The sequence below is a fragment of the Mesorhizobium sp. NZP2298 genome (genome assembly GCF_013170825.1).
Classification (GTDB): domain Bacteria; phylum Pseudomonadota; class Alphaproteobacteria; order Rhizobiales; family Rhizobiaceae; genus Mesorhizobium.
The window spans coordinates 2,241,911-2,260,577 of the sequence record NZ_CP033365.1 but is presented as its reverse complement, the minus strand read 5'-3'; the positions used below and the strand labels follow the sequence as shown (position 1 = coordinate 2,260,577).

The following is an 18,667-nucleotide window of genomic DNA, read 5'->3' as shown; positions in this document are numbered from 1 at the left end:
GAATGCAGGGCGCCGCTATTTCGCGTTGCGCCGGAAAAATCGCGACAACAATTCGTCGAGCTCGTAGCGGCCGCTGATGCCGCCTGGCCGGAACGCCATGCACAGCACGATGACGACGCCGAGCGCCACGCCGGACAGGCCGAGCAATTGCGGTAGTTGAATACTGCCGATCGTCACGCCGGATTCGATACTGCGGATGAATTCGAGCCCGACCGAAAGCACGATCACGCCGGTCACCGCACCCGTCACCGTTGCCATGCCGCCCAGGATCAGCATCGCCAGCGTGTTGAAGATCATCTGGAAGTAGAACAGTTTCGGGCTGATCGTACCGGCGAAATAGGCATAGAGCACGCCGGCCAGGCCGCAGATCAGCGCCGACAGCACCCAGGACATCAGCCGCAGCCGCCGCGCGTCGATGCCGAGGGCTGCCGCTGCCTGCGGGCTTTGCGCGCTGGCCCTTAGTTGCAGCCCCCAGCGGCTGTCCTTGAACAGCCGTGCCAGCACGATCACCACCACCGAGGACACCAGCATCCAGGGCAGGCCAACCACCTTCGGGATACCGAAGAAGGCCTGGTTGCCCTTGAACAGATCGGTCCAGTTGAGAAACACCGAATGCACGATGATCAACAGCGCCAGGCTGACGATGGTCGCGGCGACGCCCGACAAGCGGCTGATGACCTTGCCGCTGATAGCGGCGACAATGCCGACCACAACGAGAGCGATCAACGCGGAGGACACAGGGTCGAGCTGAAGGGTTGCGAAGCCGAACGGCGCGTTGGGGATCGACAGCTTCTTCATCGCGAGCGGTGTCGAGAGAATGGCGACGCCATAGGCGCCAAGGCCGACAAAGGCGCTGTGGCCGAGATTGGCGATGTTGGAATTGCCCATGAACACTTGCAGGCCGACGACGACGATCAGGTTCACGAAGGCGCCGAGCGCAAGATAGGTGTAGTAGGTCGGCGCGAAACCGAGGATCGCCAGCCCGATCGCCAGTACCGGCAGCGATGTCACCAACCCGCCGATCAGTGAGCGCGTCAGGGCGCTGCTGGGCCGCATCACGGTGGCGGCGGGGGGCGCGGTGTTTTCGATCACTTGGGACACCTCAGATCTCCCCCACGTCAAATCTCCCCCACGTCAAATCTCCTTGTCGCCAAGTTCAACCCGCTGGCCGAGCAGGCCTTCCGGCCGGTAGACCAGCAACGCGACGATGATCACGTAGGTGAGCGCATCCTTGAAGCCCCCATATTCCTGCGGCAAGGCAACCAGCAGCCCGACTTCGATGAAGCCGAGCAGCATGCCGCCGGCCGCCGCCCCCGCCAGCGAGCCGAAGCCGCCGATGACGCAGGCAACGAAGGCCTTCAACACCAGGCTGAAACCGAGATCGGGCGAGACGCTGCCGCGCCGCGCGATGATGAAGACGGCTGCGATGCCGGCCAGCGCGCCCGAAATGGCGAAGGCGGTGGCGATTACCCGGTTGGCCTTGATGCCCATCAGCCGCACCGTGGCGAAATCACGCGATGCCGCGCGGATCGCCAGGCCAAGCGTCGAGCGGTTGAGGAAGAGCACCAGCGCCAGAATGGTCAGGCCGGAGACGACCAGCTCCATCACCTGCAGCGACGACACAGCGAAGGGGCCGAAGAACCACATCTGGTTCAGCCCGTTGAGGATCGAAACCGACTGCGGCTTGGGCGAGATCAGCAGCATGAACAGGTTCTGCACGACGATCGAGACGCCGAAGGCGGTGAGCAGTCCTGTCGTCGTCGGCGCGTAGCGCACCGGCCGGAACGCGACGCGTTCGAAGGCGACCGCCGCAAGGGCGGCGGCAGCGACGGCAAGCAGCACGGCCACGAATGGCGAGGTCAGGCCAAGGGCGGCCGCCAGGAACACGCTATAGGCCGAGACGCCGATGATTTCGCCATGCGCGAAATTGACCAGGCCCATGATGGAGAACACCACCGCCAGGCCGAGCGCGACCAGCGAATATTCCGCGCCGAAGGCCAGCGCGTTGAGAAGCTGCTGCAGGGCATAGTCCATGTCGCCGCCTACCCGCCAATATAGAGGTTGAAGAGGCCATGTTCGTCGGCAAGCTCGGCCGGCGGCCCGTCGTAGCGGAGCGTCCCGGCGCTGACGACATAGACGCGGTCGGCGAAGCGCAGCGCCTGCTTGGCGTTCTGCTCGACCACCAGCAGCGTCAGCCCTTCCCGCTTGAGTTCGCCGATGAAATCGAAGATCTGCACGACGATCTTCGGTGCCAGCCCGAGCGATGGCTCGTCGAGCAGCAACAGCTTCGGCCGCGACATCAGAGAGCGGGCGATGGCAAGCATCTGCTGCTCGCCGCCCGAAAGCGTGCCGGCCGCTTGGCCGTAGCGCTCGGACAGCACCGGAAACAGGGCCAGGAAGCGCTCGATATCGCCACGCACGCCCTTGGGGTCGCGTCGTGTCGCGGCCCCCAGCCGCAGGTTCTCGCCCACGGTCAGATTGGCGAAGATGTGCCGGCCCTCCGGTGTCGAGGTCAGGCCGGCGCGGATACGATCCTCGGTGCGGACACGCGAGATGTCCTGGCCGTCAAGGACGATGCGACCCGAGGCCGGCGTGACCAGGCCGGTCAGCGCGTTGATCGTCGAACTCTTGCCGGCGCCATTGGGACCGAGCAAGGCGACAAGTTCGCCCCGCCCGACCTTCAGGCTGAGGTCGCGCACCGCGCTCACCGCGCCGTAGCGGACGACCAGATTGTCGACGCTCAGCACGACGGGGCCTGCCAGGCTCTCATCATCATCGCCTGCTGCCCGTCAGTTCAGCGCCGGCACGAAAGTCGGCGGCGTGTCGGTGATCAGCACCCGTTTGCCGTTGGAGAAGCCCATCACCGGTACGGCTTTCACCGGATAACCCTTCTTCTCGGCGAAGGAGATGGTGGGCGCGGTGGTGCCGGGATAGCCGCCCGGTGCGCGGATCGCCTCGCGCAAGGCAGCGGGTTCGACGGTGCCGGACTTCTTGGCCGCCTCGTAGCTGATCTGCACCATGTCGGCGCCGAGCGCATCGAAGATGCCGTTGATCTTGTAGCCGTCGGCCTTGCACTGGGCGAGGAACTTGTCGATCGGGCTGTCGATGCCGGTCGCGCCATGGGTGGCGAACATCACCTTCTCCAGCGACGCCGGATCGCCGACGGTGCCTTCCAGGGACTTGTCGTCGAAGGCATCGCAGCCGGCGACCCAGCCGTCATAACCATTGGCGCGCAGCTGGCGGATGAAGATGCCGACATCGGGCAGCACGCCGCAGATATGGATGGCGTCGGGCTTCTGCGGCAGCGCCTTGATGCTGGCGATCTGCGGCGACCAGTCGGTGGTGCCCCAGGAATAGTTGAACTTGCCGACGACCTTGCCGCCGAGATGCTCGAACACCTCACCGAACCATTCCGGCAGCTTTTCCGAATAGGATCCGGCATCGGGCGAGACCATCAATGCCACGCTGCGCGCGCCCTTGCCGTAAAGCGCGTTGGCGGTGGCTGCCGCGTTGATCGGATCGGGCACCGCGCCGGCGATGAAATTGTCGAGCCCTGCCTGCTGCATTTCGAGCTGCGTGTTCGGCGCCGAAAACACGGTGGCGCCGTAGGGTGCCGCGATCTGCGCGGTCGGGATCAGCGCGTCGGGGAACGGCACGCCGGTGATGATCTGCGCGCCCGCATCGAGGAATTTCTGGCCGAGCGACACCGAAAGCTGGGGGTCGGAGCGGTTGTCCTCGATCATCAGCTCGACCTTGGGATCGCCTGCACCCGCAGCCTTGTTCAGCTTGTCGGCCATGCAGCGCGCGCCTTCGGCTTCGCTGTAAGGTGCATAGGTGCCGGTCATCGCAACGGCGAGCCCGATCTTCAGATCGGCGGCCTCAGCATGCGCCACCTGCAAAAGCCCCGCCGCGACGACCGCGGCTCCCAAGATCATCTTCTCCATTTGAACCCCTCCTTCTCTCTCTTGTTGTTGCTGGCCCGGGTGCCGTCACGATGTGGCCGACTGCCCGACATAAACCTCGATGACGCGCGGATCGCGCCACACCTCTTCGGTCTGCCCGGAGGCGATCACCTGGCCCTGGTCCATGACGCAGAGCCGGTCGCACAGCCGGTTGATGAAGCGCAGATCGTGGTCGATGACGATGGTGGCGCAGCCGACATCGCTGCGAATGCCTTCGATCGCCACCGCCAGCGTCTCGGACTCGCCTTCGTTGAGGCCCGCGGCCGGCTCGTCGAGCAAAAGCAGCGATGGGCCCAGCGCCAGCGCTCTGGCGATTTCGAGCCGGCGCTGGCTGCCGTAGGACAGCGTGCCGGCCGGGACGTCGGCAAAACCATCGAGCTGATACTGGGCGAGCAGTTGGTCGATGCCGATGCGCGCCGCCGCATCCGGGCGAACCGTCTGGCAGGTGATATGGGCGACCTCGACATTCTGCCGGACAGTCAGATCCTTGAACAGGCGGATGGTCTGGAAGGTGCGCGCGACCCCTGCCCGGGCGCAATGCTCGGGACCATGGCCGGTGATCTCCTGGCCTGCCAGCCGGACACTCCCGGTGTCGGGCTTGAGCACGCCGGAGATGGCATTGACCAGCGTGGATTTCCCCGCGCCATTGGGGCCGATCAGGCCGAGGATCTCGCCGGCTTCACAGGACAGCGACGCATTGCGCAATGCCTGTACGCCGCCAAAGGTCTTGCTGACTGCCTCAACCGACAGCATCGGTCACATCTCCCATCCCGGTCGATGGCTATTTCTCCTGTCGGCCGGTCAAGTGGATGCTAGACCTCCGACTTTTCCATAACAAGTATTTTTTTCCATTTTAGAAAATATTCTTGAGATGAGCAGGTTTGCGATCAGGCTGGGCTCAAATCCCCGCGCTGGCGGCAAGCCCGTCGCGTGGCACTGTGTTCGACATCAGCATGACGACTGGCTCGCCACCAAGCGCGATATAGGCGTGCTGCATTTCGCCGTCGAAGAGGATGCTGTCGCCCGGCAGCAGCACCGTCGGATCATAGTGGATCGTGTGCAGTTCCAGGCTGCCGCTCAACACGTGGATGAACTCTTCGCCCGAATGGCTGCGCCAGCCGCCATTCTCCTCAAAACTCTTCGCGCGCAGCGTGACGCGCCAGAAAATGTTGGTCTTGTCGCGGAAATCGCTGCACAGGACCTCGAATTCCATGGCATTGCCCTGGTGCAGGATGCCGCTGCCGGCGCGCGTGATGGAACGGCGCGCCTGCATGCCGGGCTTGGGGCTGAACAGGAAGGAAGCCACCGGCACATGCAGCACGCCGGCGATCATCAGCGCGACATCGACCGTCAGCCGCGCCTTGCCGTTCTCGAGTTTGGACAGTTGCGACACAGACAAGCCGGAGCGCTCGCTGAGATCACGCAGCGTGATGTTCTGCTCCTTGCGCGCGTCGCGGATCTTGCTGCCCACATTGCCCTGCATCGCCCATGCCCTTGGCTGTCGTGTTTCCAATTCGACAAGCTCTAGCGGGGCCGCCTTGGGGCGTCCAGCCTTTAGACGGCCACGGCTGGTTTCGGCCATAGCGACATCGCAACAGTTGCAAAGACGGTCTCGAGCGTGCGGCTGACAAGCTCGAATGTTTCCGGATCGGAAAGCAGGTCGTTGCGGACCTCGAGGTAGAGGCAAGGCCTGCCCTGCTCCAGACCGTGCCTGTTCAGCGTGTAGCCGATCGCCTGGCGCCAGTCATAGGGTTCGTTGTCGCCGATCCTCAAGCCTGTTTCCGCACCGTGCGCGCCAAGCATCTTCAGCACCGAGGTGACGAAGGCAGATGGCTCCCGCCACAAGACGCCGATGTCGACATTGCGCCTGACGCCAGCCATCACCGGGGTGAAGGAATGCACCGAGACCAGGGCTTGCCGCCCGGCTGCGGCCTCGACGATTGCCTGTTCGACCGGCGCCCAGGCGATGGACTTGCGCAGCCTGACATCGGTCGCATCCGGCGTGACATTGCCGGGCACCGGGATGCCACCTAGATCCGGACGCATGAAGTCCCATTCCCCGGCCGGCCTGTTGTAGTCCAGGAACAGCCGCGAGTAGTGCGCGATAACGGCTGGCGCCCGCAACGTGCGCGACAGCCGGCGCGTCAAGGCGTCGATGCCGATGTCGACCGCGAAATGCGTGCCGAGATAGGGCCCTGGCAGGCCAAGGTCATGCCAGGGCGCGGGCACGACATGGCCGGCGTGCTCGGCGATCAGCAGGTAGGGGCTGGCGGCATCGATGTGCAGGCGCTCGACGCTGGCCGCGGCCAGCGCGGCGATGGCCGCATCGTCAAGCCCTGCAAGGCCCACAGCGTTCATCGCACCAGGCTCTGGATCAACCGATGACGGAGCGGACATGGTAGGCCTTCGCCGCTGTAGCCTCCGTCAGTCCGGCGCGGCCATTGGTGCGGCCAAGGCCGGAGTTCTTGATGCCGCCCCAGGGCAGATGCAGGTCGGCATGGTCGCAGCGGTTGAGATAGACCGTGCCGGCCTCGACTTCGTCAAGCAGCGCCACGCCGCGCTCGATATCCCTGGTCCAGATCGAGGCGCTCAGCCCGAAATCGCTGTCGTTCATCAGGCGGATCGCCTCGTCATCGCTGCCGACCGACTGGATGCAGGCCACCGGCCCGAACAGTTCGTCGCGCATGATCTGCATGCTGTGATCGACCCCGACCAGCACCTCCGGCGCGACATAGGCGGCGCCGAGGCCGGAGGCCTTGAGCGCGCCGTCCTGCGGCATCAGGCGCCTGGCCCCTGCCCGCACCGCGCTGTCAGTGAGACCGCGAATGGTGTCGGCCGCACTCGCCCGCACCACAGGGCCGACCATTGGCTTCTCGTCGAAGGGATGGCCAATGGTCCATTTGGCCGTCTCGGCGACCAGGGCTTCGACGAAGCGGTCATGGATCGCCTTGTCGACATAGATGCGCTCGACCGAGCAGCAGGACTGGCCGGCATTGGAGTAGGTGCCTTCGGCGATCTGCGGGATCGTCGCCTCGAGATCGGCATCGGCCCTGACATAGGTCGGGTCCTTGCCGCCGAGTTCGAGATGCACCTGTGTGAAGGTGCCGGCGGCGGCCGCGTGGACACGCCTTCCGCCATTGACCGAGCCGATGAAATTCACCGCGTTGAAGGCACCCGACGCGATCAGCTTCTCGGCATCGGCATGGTCGAGATGCAGGCTCTGGAAGACACCTTCCGGGCCACCGGCGGCACGGAAGGCTTCCTCGGCCAGTTCGGCGATCAGCGGCGTCTGCGGCGAATGCTTGAAGATCACGACATTGCCGGCCGCGAGCGGCGACGTCACGAGATAGCCGAGCATGGCGGTCGGGTAATTCCAGGCACAGATCGACAGATGCAGGCCACCTGCCACGGGCTTGGCGTAGCGGCGGATGTTTTCGTCCGAGGGATACGGCACATCGGCCAGCGTTTCCGGTGCGACGCCGGCCAGCAGCTCACCAACCAGTGCCAGGCGCGGCGTCTCGTCGGCCTGCCACAGGGGCCGGCCGATCTGCCACGCCACCATTTCAGCCAGCGGCGTTGCCCGCGCTTTCATCTCCTCGCCGAAACGCAGCAGCACCGCCAGCCGCTCGGCCAGCGGCGTGCGCCGCCACGACGGCAGCGCGGCTCGTGCCCGGCTCAGCGCGGCTTCGATGGCCGCCCCGTCCGCATAGGCGCGCGTCGTGTAGGTCGAGCCGTCGACGGGAGAAGTCACGGAAAAGGTCCGCGCGCCGGAATGCAGGTTCATGGTCGTGAATCCATCCGAGATGAGAGGTCTTTCGGGCCACGATATCGCGATTTTCCATTTTGGCAAATTTTTTCTAATACCGCTTGATGGAATTTTTATCCGCCCCTATTGTCCCGACATCGCGCATTGGCGGCAGCACATGAGGGGAGTTGAGATGATCGCTTACGATTTCACCGGCAGGCATGCGGTGGTCGCCGGCGCGGGCGGCGGCATGGGCGAGGCGATCACGCTGGCCCTGCTCGATGCCGGCGCCTCCGTCACCGCCATCGACGTCAAGGCCCGTCCGGCGTCGCTGGCCGCCTATGACGACAGGCTCACCTTCGCGCAAGGCGATCTGACCGACGCCGCCTTCGTCGAACAAGTCGTCAATACGGCGGGCCGCGAACGCGGCGGCATCGACTATCTCGCCAATGTCGCGGGGGTCCTGTGGTTCGGCCGCGACAAGTCGGCGCTCGAAATGGACCTCGACGTCTGGGACGAGGTCTTCAACATCAATCTGAAGTCCTTCGTCCACACCGCACGCTCGGTCGTTCCGCATATGCGCTCGGGCGGGCGCGGCGGCGCCATGGTGCATTTCTCGACCATCCAGTGGTATCGCGGCGACGCCAATCCGCAGGACGCCTACCAGGCCTCGAAGGCAGGTGTGTGCGCGCTCTCCAAATCACTCGCCATGCAGCTCGCCGGTGAGCGCATCCGCTCCAACGCCATCTGCCCCGGCATGGCGTTGACGCCGCTGCAGGCGCGCTGGGACACCGAGGAAAAGCGCTCGGCCGTTGCGAGCTACGCACCGCTCGGTCGCATCGGCACGCCTCAGGACATGGCCAATGCCGCGCTCTTCCTCCTCTCCGACGCCGCGAGCTACATCACCGGCATCGAGCTTGCCGTCGATGGCGGTCTGTTGATGCGCATGTAGAAGCCGCCCACCAGGGCGCGATGGCGACCGAGGCGAACGGCCGGAGAAAGCCGTTCAAACCTGTCCAAGTGTTAATTCGACTTGGGCCGGATTCGGCCATATTGGTTCATGGGGGTGAAAGACGCCGCCATGGACCAGCAATTGGAAATGCCCCTGCAGACGACCGTCGCGCAACGCCGTTCGCGCGGCTGGATTCCCTGGCTGATCTTCATTGCGATCGTTGCCGCCACGGGCGCCTATCTCTATCAGCGACCGCATGTCGAGGCCAGGCAGTCCGGCGGCAGACGCGGCGCGCAGCCGACGACGATCGGCGCCGCCGCCATCGAAAAGGGCACGATAGACGTCACCCTCAATGCGCTCGGCACGGTGACCTCGCTCTCCACCGTCACGGTCAAGCCGCAGGTCACCGGTCCGCTCGTCCAGGTGAATTTCAAGGAGGGCCAGGATGTCAAGAAGGGCGACCTGCTGGCTGAGATCGATCCCCGCCCCTATCAGGCGGCGCTCGCCCAGGCTCAAGGCCAGTTGGTGCGCGACCAGGCGATGCTCAAGGATGCTGGGCTCGACCTCGTTCGCGACCAGAAGCTGGTGGCCCAGGGGACGGTGACACCCCAGACCCTCGACGCGCAGGTCGCCCTTGTCGCGCAGGATCAGGGTTCCATCCAGGTCGACCAGGCGATGATACAGACCGCCACCCTCAATCTCGATTATTGCCGCATCCTGGCTCCCGTCGACGGGCGGGCCGGACTGCGCCAGGTCGATCAGGGCAACTACGTAACCCCCAGCGATGCCAACGGCATCGTCGTCATCACGCAGGTGCAGCCGATCAGCGTGCTGTTCACCGTGCCCGAGGATGAATTGCCAGCGATCGCGCAGCGCATGCAGCAGGGGGCCACGCTGCCCGCCACGGCCTTCGACCGTGCCGGAGCCAAGAAGCTCGCTGACGGCCAGCTCGAAACCTTCGATAGCCAGATCGACCCGAGCACCGGCACCATCAAGCTGAGGGCGGGCTTCGCCAATGAGGCGCGTGTCCTCTATCCGAACCAGTTCGTCAATGTCGTGCTTCTCGTCGACGAGCACAAGGACGTGGCGATCTCCCCGATCGCCGCGATCCAGCGCGGCCTGCCCGGCACCTTCGTCTACCTGGTCAATCCCGACAGCACGGTTTCCGTGCGCAAGGTTACGCTCGGCGTCACCAATGGCGAGCATGTCGAGATACTCGCCGGCCTGAACCCCGGAGACCGTGTCGTCGTCGACGGCGCCGACAAGCTCCGCGACGGCGCCCACATCAATCTCGGGCAGGACGGCCAGGCGCCACTCCCGGCACCGGCCTCAGCGCAGGCTCCAGCGCAGACACCTCCGCAGGCCTCGGCTGCCGCGCCCACGGGGACAGCACCCCAGGCACAGACGCCGGCACCCGATCAGCCCACATCCGATACGCCGAAGCCTGACGACACGGGCAGGCACAAGGGCCAGGGTCGCAAGCACCGTCACGCGGAGTCCGGGCAGCAGCAATGAGCCCGTCGCGAGCCTTCATCCTGCGGCCGGTGGCGACGTCGCTGTTCATGGTCGCCATCATGCTGTCCGGCCTGCTGGCCTATCGCTATTTGCCCGTCTCGGCCCTGCCCGAGGTCGACTATCCGACCATCCAGGTGCAGACCTTCTATCCCGGCGCCAGCCCAGACGTTATGACCTCCTCGGTCACCGCGCCGCTGGAGGTCCAGCTCGGCCAGATCGCCAACCTCAACCAGATGAACTCGGTAAGCTCGGCCGGCTCCTCGGTCATCACGCTGCAGTTCAGCCTGGCGATCTCTCTCGATGTCGCCGAGCAGGAGGTGCAGGCCGCCATCAACGCCGCCGGCAACCTGTTGCCGGCCGACCTGCCGGCGCCCCCGATCTACGCCAAGGTCAATCCTGCCGACGCGCCTGTGCTCACCCTCGGCCTGACCTCGGCCACGATGCCGCTGCGTGACGTGCAGCAGCTTGCCGACACCAGGTTGGCGCAGAAGATATCGCAGCTGCCCGGCGTCGGCCTGGTCAGCCTCAGCGGCGGCCAGCGGCCGGCCGTGCGCGTCCAGGCCGACCCGCGCAAGCTCGCCGCCTATGGCCTCAATCTCGACGACCTGCGCACCACCTTGGGCAGCGCCAACGTCAACACCCCCAAAGGCAATTTCGACGGACCGTCGCGCGCCTACACCATCAACGCCAATGACCAGCTGAAGAGCGCCGACGAATACCGCTCGCTGATCGTCGCCTACAAGGATGGCGCCCCGGTGCGCTTGAGCGACGTGGCTGATGTGGTCGACGCCACCGAGAACAACAGGCTGGCGGCCTGGATGAACAGCACGCCGGCGATCATCCTCAACATCCAGCGTCAGCCCGGCGCCAACGTCATCGACGTGGTGGACCGCATCAAGGCGCTGCTGCCGCAGCTCCAGGCCTCGCTGCCGAACGCCGTCGACGTGAAGGTCCTGACCGACCGCACCACGACCATCCGCGCCTCCGTGCGCGACGTCGAATATGAGCTGACGCTGTCGATCATCCTGGTCGTGCTGGTCATCTTCGTCTTCCTGCGCAGCGCGCGCGCCACGCTGATCCCCAGCCTCTCGGTTCCCCTGTCGCTGGTCGGCACGCTTGGTGTCATGTACCTGTTCGGCTTCAGCCTCGACAATCTGTCGCTGATGGCGCTGACCATCGCCACCGGCTTCGTCGTCGACGACGCCATCGTCGTCATCGAGAATGTCGCGCGCTACGTCGAGGAAGGCGCGACGCCGCTGCAAGCGGCGCTCAAAGGGTCGCAACAGATCGGCTTCACCATCATCTCTCTGACCGTCTCGCTGATCGCGGTGCTGATCCCGCTTCTGTTCATGGGCGATGTCGTAGGCAGGCTGTTCCGCGAATTCTCCATAACACTGGCCACCACCATCCTTATCTCCGCCGTGGTATCGCTGACGCTGGTGCCGATGGCCTGCGCCAAGCTGCTTAAGCCCTTTTCGGCGGTGCATGAGAACGCCCTGCAGCGCACCAGCCATGACTTCTTCGACTGGGTGATCCGCGGCTACGGCCACGCGCTGACCTGGGTACTCGACCGGCAGACGCTGATGCTGGTGGTGGCGGCGGCGACGCTGGTCCTGACGGCGGCTCTCTACGTGGTCATCCCCAAGGGGTTCTTCCCCGTGCAGGACACCGGCGTCATCCAGGCGATCACCGAGGCGCCGCAGTCGATCTCCTATGCCGCCATGGCCGACCGCCAGCAGCAGCTGGCCGCCATCATCCTCAAAGACCCCGATGTCGACAGCCTGTCGTCCTTCATTGGTGTCGACGGCACCAACACCACGATGAATGTCGGCCGCATCCTGATCAACCTCAAGCCGCATGAAGGGCGCAGTGCCGACATCACCGCGGTCATCGCCCGCCTGAAACAGGAAGCCGCTTCGGTGGCGGGCGTGACGCTCTACATGCAGCCGGTTCAGGACTTGACCATCGACGGCCAGGTCAGCCGCACCCAGTATCAATTCGTACTCCAGGACGCCAATGCCGACGAACTGGGAGAATGGACGCCAAAGCTGCTCACAAAACTGAACACTCTGCCGCAGCTCACCGATGTCGCCAGCGACCTGTCGAACAGCGGCCTTGCCGTCTTTGTCGACATCGACCGCGACCAGGCCGCGCGCTTCGGCATCACGCCGGCGACCATCGACAACGCGCTCTACGACGCGTTCGGCCAGCGCATGGTCTCGACCATCTACACCACGTCAAGCCAGTACCGCGTCATTCTCGAGGCCGCCCCCTCCGAACAGGATTCGCTGAAGGCGCTGTCCTCCGTCTACCTGCCCTCATCAACGGGCGGCGCGCCGGTGCCGCTGTCGGTGGTGGCAACCACCCATGTCGCCACCACGCCGCTGCAGATCACCCATATGGGGCAATTCCCCGCCACCACCGTCTCGTTCAACCTGGCGCCGGGCGCATCGCTCGGCGAGGCGGTCACCGCGATCGAGCAGGCGCAGGCCGAGATCGGCATGCCGCTCAGCATCATCACCAGCTTTCAGGGCGCCGCGCGCGCCTTCCAGGCTTCGCTCGACAACACGCTGTTCCTGATCCTGGCGGCGGTGGTGACGGTCTACATCGTGCTCGGCGTGCTCTATGAGAGCTTCATCCATCCGATCACCATCCTGTCGACGCTGCCTTCGGCCGGCATCGGCGCGCTGCTGGCGCTGATGATCGCCGGCCAGGACCTGACCATCATTTCGATCATCGGCATCATCCTCTTGATCGGCGTGGTCAAGAAGAACGCCATCATGATGATCGACTTCGCACTCGACGCGCAGCGCCATGAGGGCAAGACGCCGCGCGAGGCCATCTACCAGGCCTGCCTGCTGCGCTTCCGCCCGATCCTGATGACGACACTGGCGGCGATGCTGGGCGCCCTGCCGCTGATGCTGGGCACCGGCGTCGGTTCGGAACTGCGCCATCCCCTGGGCGTCTCCATCGTCGGCGGCCTGCTGCTCAGCCAGTTGCTGACCCTGTTCACCACGCCGGTGATCTATCTCTGGTTCGACCGCCTTGCCGCCCGGCTGCAAGGCATCGAGCCCAACCTGCCCCGTGCCCCCGATCTTCCCAGCATCCAGGGCATGGACGCAGCGCCATGAACCTGTCGGTTCCCTTCATCCGGCGGCCGGTGGCGACGACGCTGCTGACCTTCGGCCTGCTGGCGGCCGGACTTGTGGCGTTTCCGCAATTGCCGGTGGCGCCGCTGCCGGCGGTCGACTACCCCGTAATATCGGTGCAGGCGTCGCTGCCGGGCGCCAGCCCGCAGGTGGTGGCCAACACTGTCGCCAGCCCGCTCGAGCGGCATCTCGGCGAGATCGCCGACGTCAACGAGATGACCTCGTCGAGCAGCGTCGGCAGCGCCCGCATCACCTTGCAGTTCGGCCTGGACCGCGACATTGACGGCGCGGCGCGTGACGTCCAGGCGGCGATCAACGCCGCGCGCGCCGACCTGCCGTCCAGCCTGCGCTCCAACCCGACCTATCGCAAGGTCAATCCCGCCGATGCCCCGATCCTCATCCTGTCGATGACATCGGACACTTTGTCCAAGGGCCAGCTCTTCGATGCCGCCAGCACCGTGCTGGCGCAGAAACTCTCACAGGTCGACGGCATCGGCGAGGTGTCGGTGGGGGGCAGCTCGCTGCCGGCCGTGCGCGTCGAACTCAACCCCCAGGTGCTCTACGACTACGGCATCGGGCTGGAGGACGTGCGCGCGGCCCTTGCCTCCGCCAACGCCCACAGCCCCAAGGGCGCGATCGATGTCGGCCAGCAGCGCTATCAGATCTACGCCAACGACCAGGCCAACAAGGCGGACGCCTACCGTTCCCTGATCGTTGCCTACCGCAATGGCGCGCCGGTCAGGCTTTCCGATGTCGGCCAGGTCAGTGATTCCGTCGAAAACATCCGCAACGCCGGTCTCGCCAACGGCAAGCCGGGCGTGCTGATCATCCTCAACCGGTCGCCCAACGCCAACATCATCGCGACGGTGGACCGGGTGAAGGCACTGCTGCCGACGCTGCGCGCCTCCATCTCGCCGGCCATCGATCTGTCGCTGGCGGTCGACCGCTCGACCACCATCCGCGCCTCGCTGAGCGAGGTCGCGCGGACGCTGATGATCGCCATCGGCCTGGTGATCCTCGTCGTCTTCGCCTTCCTGCGCGACGTGCGCTCGGCGCTGGTGCCGATCGTGGCGGTGCCCGTGTCCCTGGTCGGCACGCTGGGCGCCATGTACCTCATGGGCTTCAGCATAGACAATCTGTCGCTGATGGCGATGACGGTCGCCACCGGCTTCGTCGTCGACGACGCCATCGTCGTGCTCGAAAACATCGCCCGCCACACCGCATCCGGCATGGGCCGCATGGAGGCGGCGATCAAGGGCTCCCAGGAAGTCGGCTTCACGGTGCTGTCGATGAGCCTGTCGCTGATCGCCGTCTTCATCCCGATCCTGCTGATGGGCGGCATCGTCGGACGGCTGTTCCGCGAATTCGCCATCACGCTGTCGGCGGCGATCCTGGTCTCGCTCGCAATCTCGCTAACCACCACGCCGATGATGTGCTCGATCCTGCTTCGCCCTGAGGGAGAACGCGAACACGGCCGGCTCTACCGCTTCAGCGAGCGTATCTTCGAGGGCATGCTGGGCTTCTACCGCCGGTCGCTGTCCTGGGCGCTCGACAATCCGCTGCTGATCATGGCGGTGCTGGCGGCAACGCTCTGCCTCAATGGCTATCTTTATGTCACCATCCCAAAAGGCTTCTTCCCGCAGCAGGACACCGGACGGCTGACCGGCTCGATCCAGGCCGACCAGGCAACCTCTTTCCAGTCGATGTCGCAGAAGCTCAGCCAGTACGCGGCCATAATCGGCAAGGATCCAGCCGTCGACACCGCCGTCGGCTTCACCGGGGGCGGCCAGACCAATTCCGGCTTCATGTTCGTTTCGCTGAAGCCGCTGGCGGATCGCAAGGTCTCCGCCGACCAGGTCATCGCCAGGCTGCGGCGCGAACTGGCTGATGTGCCGGGCGCCACGCTGTTCCTGCAGGCGGTGCAGGATATCCGCGTCGGCGGGCGTCAGTCGAACGCGCAATACCAGTACACATTGCAGGGCGACAGTTTCGACCAGCTGGCGGAGTGGGCACCGAAGCTCGCGGCCGCGCTGCAAACCGAGCCCAGGCTCAACGACGTCAACTCTGACCAGCAGAACAAAGGCCTGGAAGCCGACGTCACCATCGACCGTGATACGGCGACGCGCCTCGGCATATCGGCCAGCCAGATCGACAACACGCTCTACGACGCCTTCGGGCAGCGCCAGGTGTCGACTATCTACGTGGCGCGCAACCAGTACCACGTCATCATGGAGGTGGCGCCGCAATACTGGCAGAACCCGGACGCGCTGAACAAGGTCTATGTCAGCACCTCCGGTGGCTCGGTGCATGGTTCGCAGGCCAGCAACGCGGTCGCCGGCACATTCGTTGCGACAGGCCAGTCCGCCTCGGCCCAGTCGATCGCCGCCGACGCGGCGCGCAACCAGGCCAACAATTCCATAACCAGCACCGGCAGGACGGCGGCTTCGACCGGATCGGCGGTCAGCACCGGAGCCGAGACCATGGTGCCGCTGTCGGCCTTCGCGCATTACGGCCCCGGCAGCACGCCGCTGTCGGTCAACCACCAGGGCCTGTTCGTCGCCACCACCCTGTCGTTCAACCTGGCGCCTGGCGTCGCGCTCAGCGAAGGCATCGCTGCCATCAATGCGGCGGCCGACCGCATCGGCATGCCGGCCACCATCCATGGCAGTTTCCAGGGCACGGCGCGTGTCTTCCAGGATTCGCTCTCTGATCAGCCGCTGCTGATCCTCGCCGCGCTGATTGCCGTCTATGTCGTGCTCGGCATTCTCTACGAGAGTTACGCCCACCCGCTGACCATTCTGTCGACCTTGCCCTCGGCCGGTGTCGGCGCCTTGCTGGCGCTGACCCTGTTCAACATCGAGTTCTCGATCATGGCGCTGATCGGCATCATCCTCCTGATTGGCATCGTCAAGAAGAACGCGATCATGATGATCGACTTCGCGCTGGCTGCGGAACGCAACGAAGGCAAGCCGGCCCACGACGCCATCTACCAGGCGTGCCTGCTGCGCTTTCGCCCGATCATGATGACGACCATGGCGGCATTGTTCGGCGCCGTGCCATTGGCGATCGGCCTTGGCGAGGGCGCGGAACTGCGCCAGCCGCTTGGCATCGCCATCGTCGGCGGCCTGATCCTGAGCCAGATCCTGACCCTCTACACGACGCCGGTCATCTACATCTATGTCGACCGCTTCAGTCTCTGGTGCAGGCAATTACGGTGGCGGGCACGGTATCCCCGGCAACCAACTGTGCAAGCCGGGGAGTGAGCCGGCTCACCTCGCCGATCACAAGCTGTCAACTTTCCGTTCTCTGTCGTGCCAGGCTCCGGAACATCCCTATATCGACTATGCGGGTCACGATCCGCCGGCGATGACAGGATCATCACGACGCGACGGGAGCAGATCGCCCGCGATCGGAAAGCGATAACCTTACCGCTTTCCCGTTGAAGGGAGGCGCGACCATGCGCGGTTTCACACCAAAGATCATAGCAATCGCATCGCTCCTGGCGGCGGTGCCACTATCGAGTGCCTACGCGGTGCATCGCCACCGGGTCAAACCCGGCGGCATGTCCGTCGAGGCACGGGTGGTCCTGGATCAGTTGCAGGGCGTGAAGCAGGGGATTGTCGAGGCAATGGAGGCAAAGGCGATCACCCCTGAGCAGGAGCACGATCTGATGATGCGGGCCGACAGCATCCATCGCTCGGCCACGGGTGGCGATGCATACCAGAGCTTGCTCGGCCAGATCGAGAGGCTGGATCAGCAACTGCAAACCGATTCAGGCGGCGGCACCTACATCGGCGACGGCGCCGATGGCGGTTATTACCCGAACGGCTGACGCGGGCTGATCATGATCGCACGGCGCCTCGGACAGATTTCCGGGGCGTCGGGTTTTTCCATCGAGCCTCGCGAACGAGCAAGGCAAGAGCCTGCCGGACCGAGGCGATTGCGCGGATGGAAGCGGTTTCGGCCATGCCTTTGGCCGAAGGCCAGGCCACCAAGCCGAAGATCCTCGACCAGCACCCGCGTGTTGCCATTCACCGGCTGCCCGGTGAAGAAGGCCGTCACCGGCCCGCCAGCACCATGTGCATAGGCGTTGTAGGCCCCTGTACTGGCGGCTTGCGATGAAGCCCGCACCGGCATAGGTGATATTCGAGTTTGCCGCGTTGGAAGATCAATCCAACCGGCGCTCGTTCGACTGACTGTGATTGGGAGGTTTTTTCCAAGACATGGCAATCAGTTAGCAGACTGAAACGTGAACTGTCGCCGTGGATCCGTATCTCGGCTGGCCCTGTTCTTCGCAATTGGTACGTCTGGACACATACTGAAGGCTGGAAAATGAGGAACGCAATCTCGCCATCAGGGTTGTTTTGAAGCTTCAGGAGATCCGCGCTGAAATTGGAAGACATAGCGGCCCATCCGGCCTTGCACCGCTACGTTCAGGAACAGTCGCAGTCCCTGATCCGAATCTATGAGGAAACCCCGCGGCTGGCTTCCATCTTTGCCACGCAGCAGCGCTGGCTTATGGGCCATGTCGGCCTTGCCATGCACTTCAGGCGCGATCCGAACGACCGCCGCAAGGAACTGACAGTCTCGCGTTTCATCGAGGTCGTGCACAAGAACGCGGTAGCCAGCCGCAACACGGCGGACGCCTTCATCAAGGAGATGCTGCACTACAACATCGCCGAGTATGTGGCGGGCGGAGACGGCCGCACGCATCCCCTGCAGCCGACGGCGGCCACCATCGAGAGGTTCACCGGCTGGGTGATCGCCCATCTGCGCACGCTTGACCATATCGATGGCGGCGACCGGTTGGCCAGATTCCTGGATCGGCCCGACATGCTTGCCACGCTGCAGCCCCTGATAGCCGACGGCCTGCTGGCCTCGAAGCCGGTGCGTGAACCCAACCAGACCTTTTCCCTGTTCATCTGGCTCAACAATGGCGGCATCGTCATGGACTGGCTGATGTCTGGCATCGATCCCGATCACGCAGGCCTGGAGCGAATCCCGACCAGCGTGGTTTCGATCGGCGACTTCGCCAAATGGCTCAAGCTGTCGCGGACCCATCTCGGCCGCAAACTGCGCACCGCCGAGGAATTAGGCAGCATTGGCTGGCTTGGCCAGCGCGGGCATTCGGTGATGTGGGTGTCGCACGGGTTCTACGAGGAATACATGACTGTCCAGGCCGCCAAGCTGGCCGTTGTCGACACCGCCTTCGAGACTTGTTTTCCGCCATCGCGAGGCGGTGGCTGAGCGGCGGCTCGAAGCGATGAAGCGCCCCCCGATTTGTACCCGCTATACGCATTCACTCACTGTTGACGGCCGGCGTCTGGACACGAGCCACGAAGAC

At 64.8% G+C, this 18,667-nt stretch carries 14 protein-coding genes; 6 read left to right on the top strand and 8 right to left on the bottom strand.

Annotation, left to right across the window (positions count from 1 at the left end):
- Window positions 1-15: 15 nt before the first annotated feature.
- The 8 genes from EB231_RS10900 to EB231_RS10865 all read right to left on the bottom strand — a co-directional run bounded on the left by EB231_RS10900 (window position 16) and on the right by EB231_RS10865 (window position 7,746).
- On the bottom strand, window positions 16-1,101 hold the full coding sequence (locus EB231_RS10900) for a branched-chain amino acid ABC transporter permease (RefSeq protein WP_172348810.1): 1,086 nt from the start codon (window positions 1,099-1,101) through the stop codon (window positions 16-18).
- 33 nt (window positions 1,102-1,134) lie between these two features.
- Entirely contained in the window at window positions 1,135-2,034 is a 900-nt protein-coding gene (locus tag EB231_RS10895) for a branched-chain amino acid ABC transporter permease (RefSeq protein WP_172348809.1), read from the bottom strand.
- Window positions 2,035-2,042: 8 nt separating this feature from the next.
- A complete protein-coding gene (locus tag EB231_RS10890) occupies window positions 2,043-2,747 on the bottom strand; it encodes an ABC transporter ATP-binding protein (RefSeq protein WP_056578155.1) in 705 nt (234 codons plus the stop codon).
- Window positions 2,748-2,789: 42 nt separating this feature from the next.
- Complete coding sequence (locus EB231_RS10885; RefSeq protein ID WP_172348808.1) at window positions 2,790-3,944, bottom strand: ABC transporter substrate-binding protein; 1,155 nt, start codon at window positions 3,942-3,944, stop codon at window positions 2,790-2,792.
- A 45-nt stretch (window positions 3,945-3,989) separates the two neighbouring features.
- Entirely contained in the window at window positions 3,990-4,715 is a 726-nt protein-coding gene (locus tag EB231_RS10880) for an ABC transporter ATP-binding protein (protein ID WP_172348807.1), read from the bottom strand.
- A 145-nt stretch (window positions 4,716-4,860) separates the two neighbouring features.
- The gene (locus EB231_RS10875) at window positions 4,861-5,445 is read right to left on the bottom strand and encodes a helix-turn-helix domain-containing protein (protein ID WP_172348806.1); all 585 of its coding nucleotides are present in this window, start codon (window positions 5,443-5,445) and stop codon (window positions 4,861-4,863) included.
- Window positions 5,446-5,516: 71 nt separating this feature from the next.
- Complete coding sequence (locus EB231_RS10870) at window positions 5,517-6,320, bottom strand: N-formylglutamate amidohydrolase (RefSeq protein WP_172348805.1); 804 nt, start codon at window positions 6,318-6,320, stop codon at window positions 5,517-5,519.
- A 16-nt stretch (window positions 6,321-6,336) separates the two neighbouring features.
- The gene (locus tag EB231_RS10865; RefSeq protein WP_172348804.1) at window positions 6,337-7,746 is read right to left on the bottom strand and encodes an aldehyde dehydrogenase family protein; all 1,410 of its coding nucleotides are present in this window, start codon (window positions 7,744-7,746) and stop codon (window positions 6,337-6,339) included.
- A 154-nt stretch (window positions 7,747-7,900) separates the two neighbouring features.
- Here EB231_RS10865 and EB231_RS10860 point away from each other — a divergent pair, with 154 nt between their 5' ends.
- From EB231_RS10860 to EB231_RS10835, 6 genes are all read left to right on the top strand, one after another.
- Window positions 7,901-8,659, top strand: a complete 759-nt coding sequence (locus tag EB231_RS10860; RefSeq protein ID WP_056578165.1) for an SDR family NAD(P)-dependent oxidoreductase — start codon at window positions 7,901-7,903, stop codon at window positions 8,657-8,659.
- A 129-nt stretch (window positions 8,660-8,788) separates the two neighbouring features.
- Window positions 8,789-10,174, top strand: coding sequence for an MdtA/MuxA family multidrug efflux RND transporter periplasmic adaptor subunit (locus EB231_RS10855; RefSeq protein ID WP_172348803.1), 1,386 nt, complete (start codon window positions 8,789-8,791; stop codon window positions 10,172-10,174).
- Entirely contained in the window at window positions 10,171-13,305 is a 3,135-nt protein-coding gene (locus tag EB231_RS10850; protein WP_172348802.1) for an MdtB/MuxB family multidrug efflux RND transporter permease subunit, read from the top strand. Before EB231_RS10855 ends, EB231_RS10850 begins: the two co-directional genes overlap by 4 nt.
- Window positions 13,302-16,586, top strand: a complete 3,285-nt coding sequence (locus EB231_RS10845) for an efflux RND transporter permease subunit (protein WP_172348801.1) — start codon at window positions 13,302-13,304, stop codon at window positions 16,584-16,586. The genes EB231_RS10850 and EB231_RS10845 overlap by 4 nt, the downstream gene beginning before the upstream one ends.
- 194 nt (window positions 16,587-16,780) lie before the next feature.
- Window positions 16,781-17,155 carry a hypothetical protein gene (locus EB231_RS10840; protein WP_172348800.1) on the top strand — a complete coding sequence of 125 codons (375 nt, stop codon included), beginning with the start codon at window positions 16,781-16,783 and terminating at the stop codon, window positions 17,153-17,155.
- A 686-nt stretch (window positions 17,156-17,841) separates the two neighbouring features.
- Complete coding sequence (locus EB231_RS10835; RefSeq protein WP_246741010.1) at window positions 17,842-18,570, top strand: hypothetical protein; 729 nt, start codon at window positions 17,842-17,844, stop codon at window positions 18,568-18,570.
- Window positions 18,571-18,667: the final 97 nt, after the last annotated feature.

Bases quoted from the DNA above. Each gene is read 5' to 3' on its own strand.
- EB231_RS10895 (WP_172348809.1), bottom strand. From the start codon at position 2,034: ATGGACTATGCCCTGCAGCAGCTTCTCAACGCGCTGGCCTTCGGCGCG.
- EB231_RS10885 (WP_172348808.1), bottom strand. From the start codon at position 3,944: ATGGAGAAGATGATCTTGGGAGCCGCGGTCGTCGCGGCGGGGCTTTTG.
- EB231_RS10880 (WP_172348807.1), bottom strand. From the start codon at position 4,715: ATGCTGTCGGTTGAGGCAGTCAGCAAGACCTTTGGCGGCGTACAGGCA.
- EB231_RS10875 (WP_172348806.1), bottom strand. From the start codon at position 5,445: ATGCAGGGCAATGTGGGCAGCAAGATCCGCGACGCGCGCAAGGAGCAG.
- EB231_RS10870 (WP_172348805.1), bottom strand. From the start codon at position 6,320: ATGAACGCTGTGGGCCTTGCAGGGCTTGACGATGCGGCCATCGCCGCG.
- EB231_RS10865 (WP_172348804.1), bottom strand. From the start codon at position 7,746: ATGAACCTGCATTCCGGCGCGCGGACCTTTTCCGTGACTTCTCCCGTC.
- EB231_RS10860 (WP_056578165.1), top strand. From the start codon at position 7,901: ATGATCGCTTACGATTTCACCGGCAGGCATGCGGTGGTCGCCGGCGCG.
- EB231_RS10855 (WP_172348803.1), top strand. From the start codon at position 8,789: ATGGACCAGCAATTGGAAATGCCCCTGCAGACGACCGTCGCGCAACGC.
- EB231_RS10850 (WP_172348802.1), top strand. From the start codon at position 10,171: ATGAGCCCGTCGCGAGCCTTCATCCTGCGGCCGGTGGCGACGTCGCTG.
- EB231_RS10845 (WP_172348801.1), top strand. From the start codon at position 13,302: ATGAACCTGTCGGTTCCCTTCATCCGGCGGCCGGTGGCGACGACGCTG.
- EB231_RS10840 (WP_172348800.1), top strand. From the start codon at position 16,781: ATGCGCGGTTTCACACCAAAGATCATAGCAATCGCATCGCTCCTGGCG.
- EB231_RS10835 (WP_246741010.1), top strand. From the start codon at position 17,842: ATGGGCCATGTCGGCCTTGCCATGCACTTCAGGCGCGATCCGAACGAC.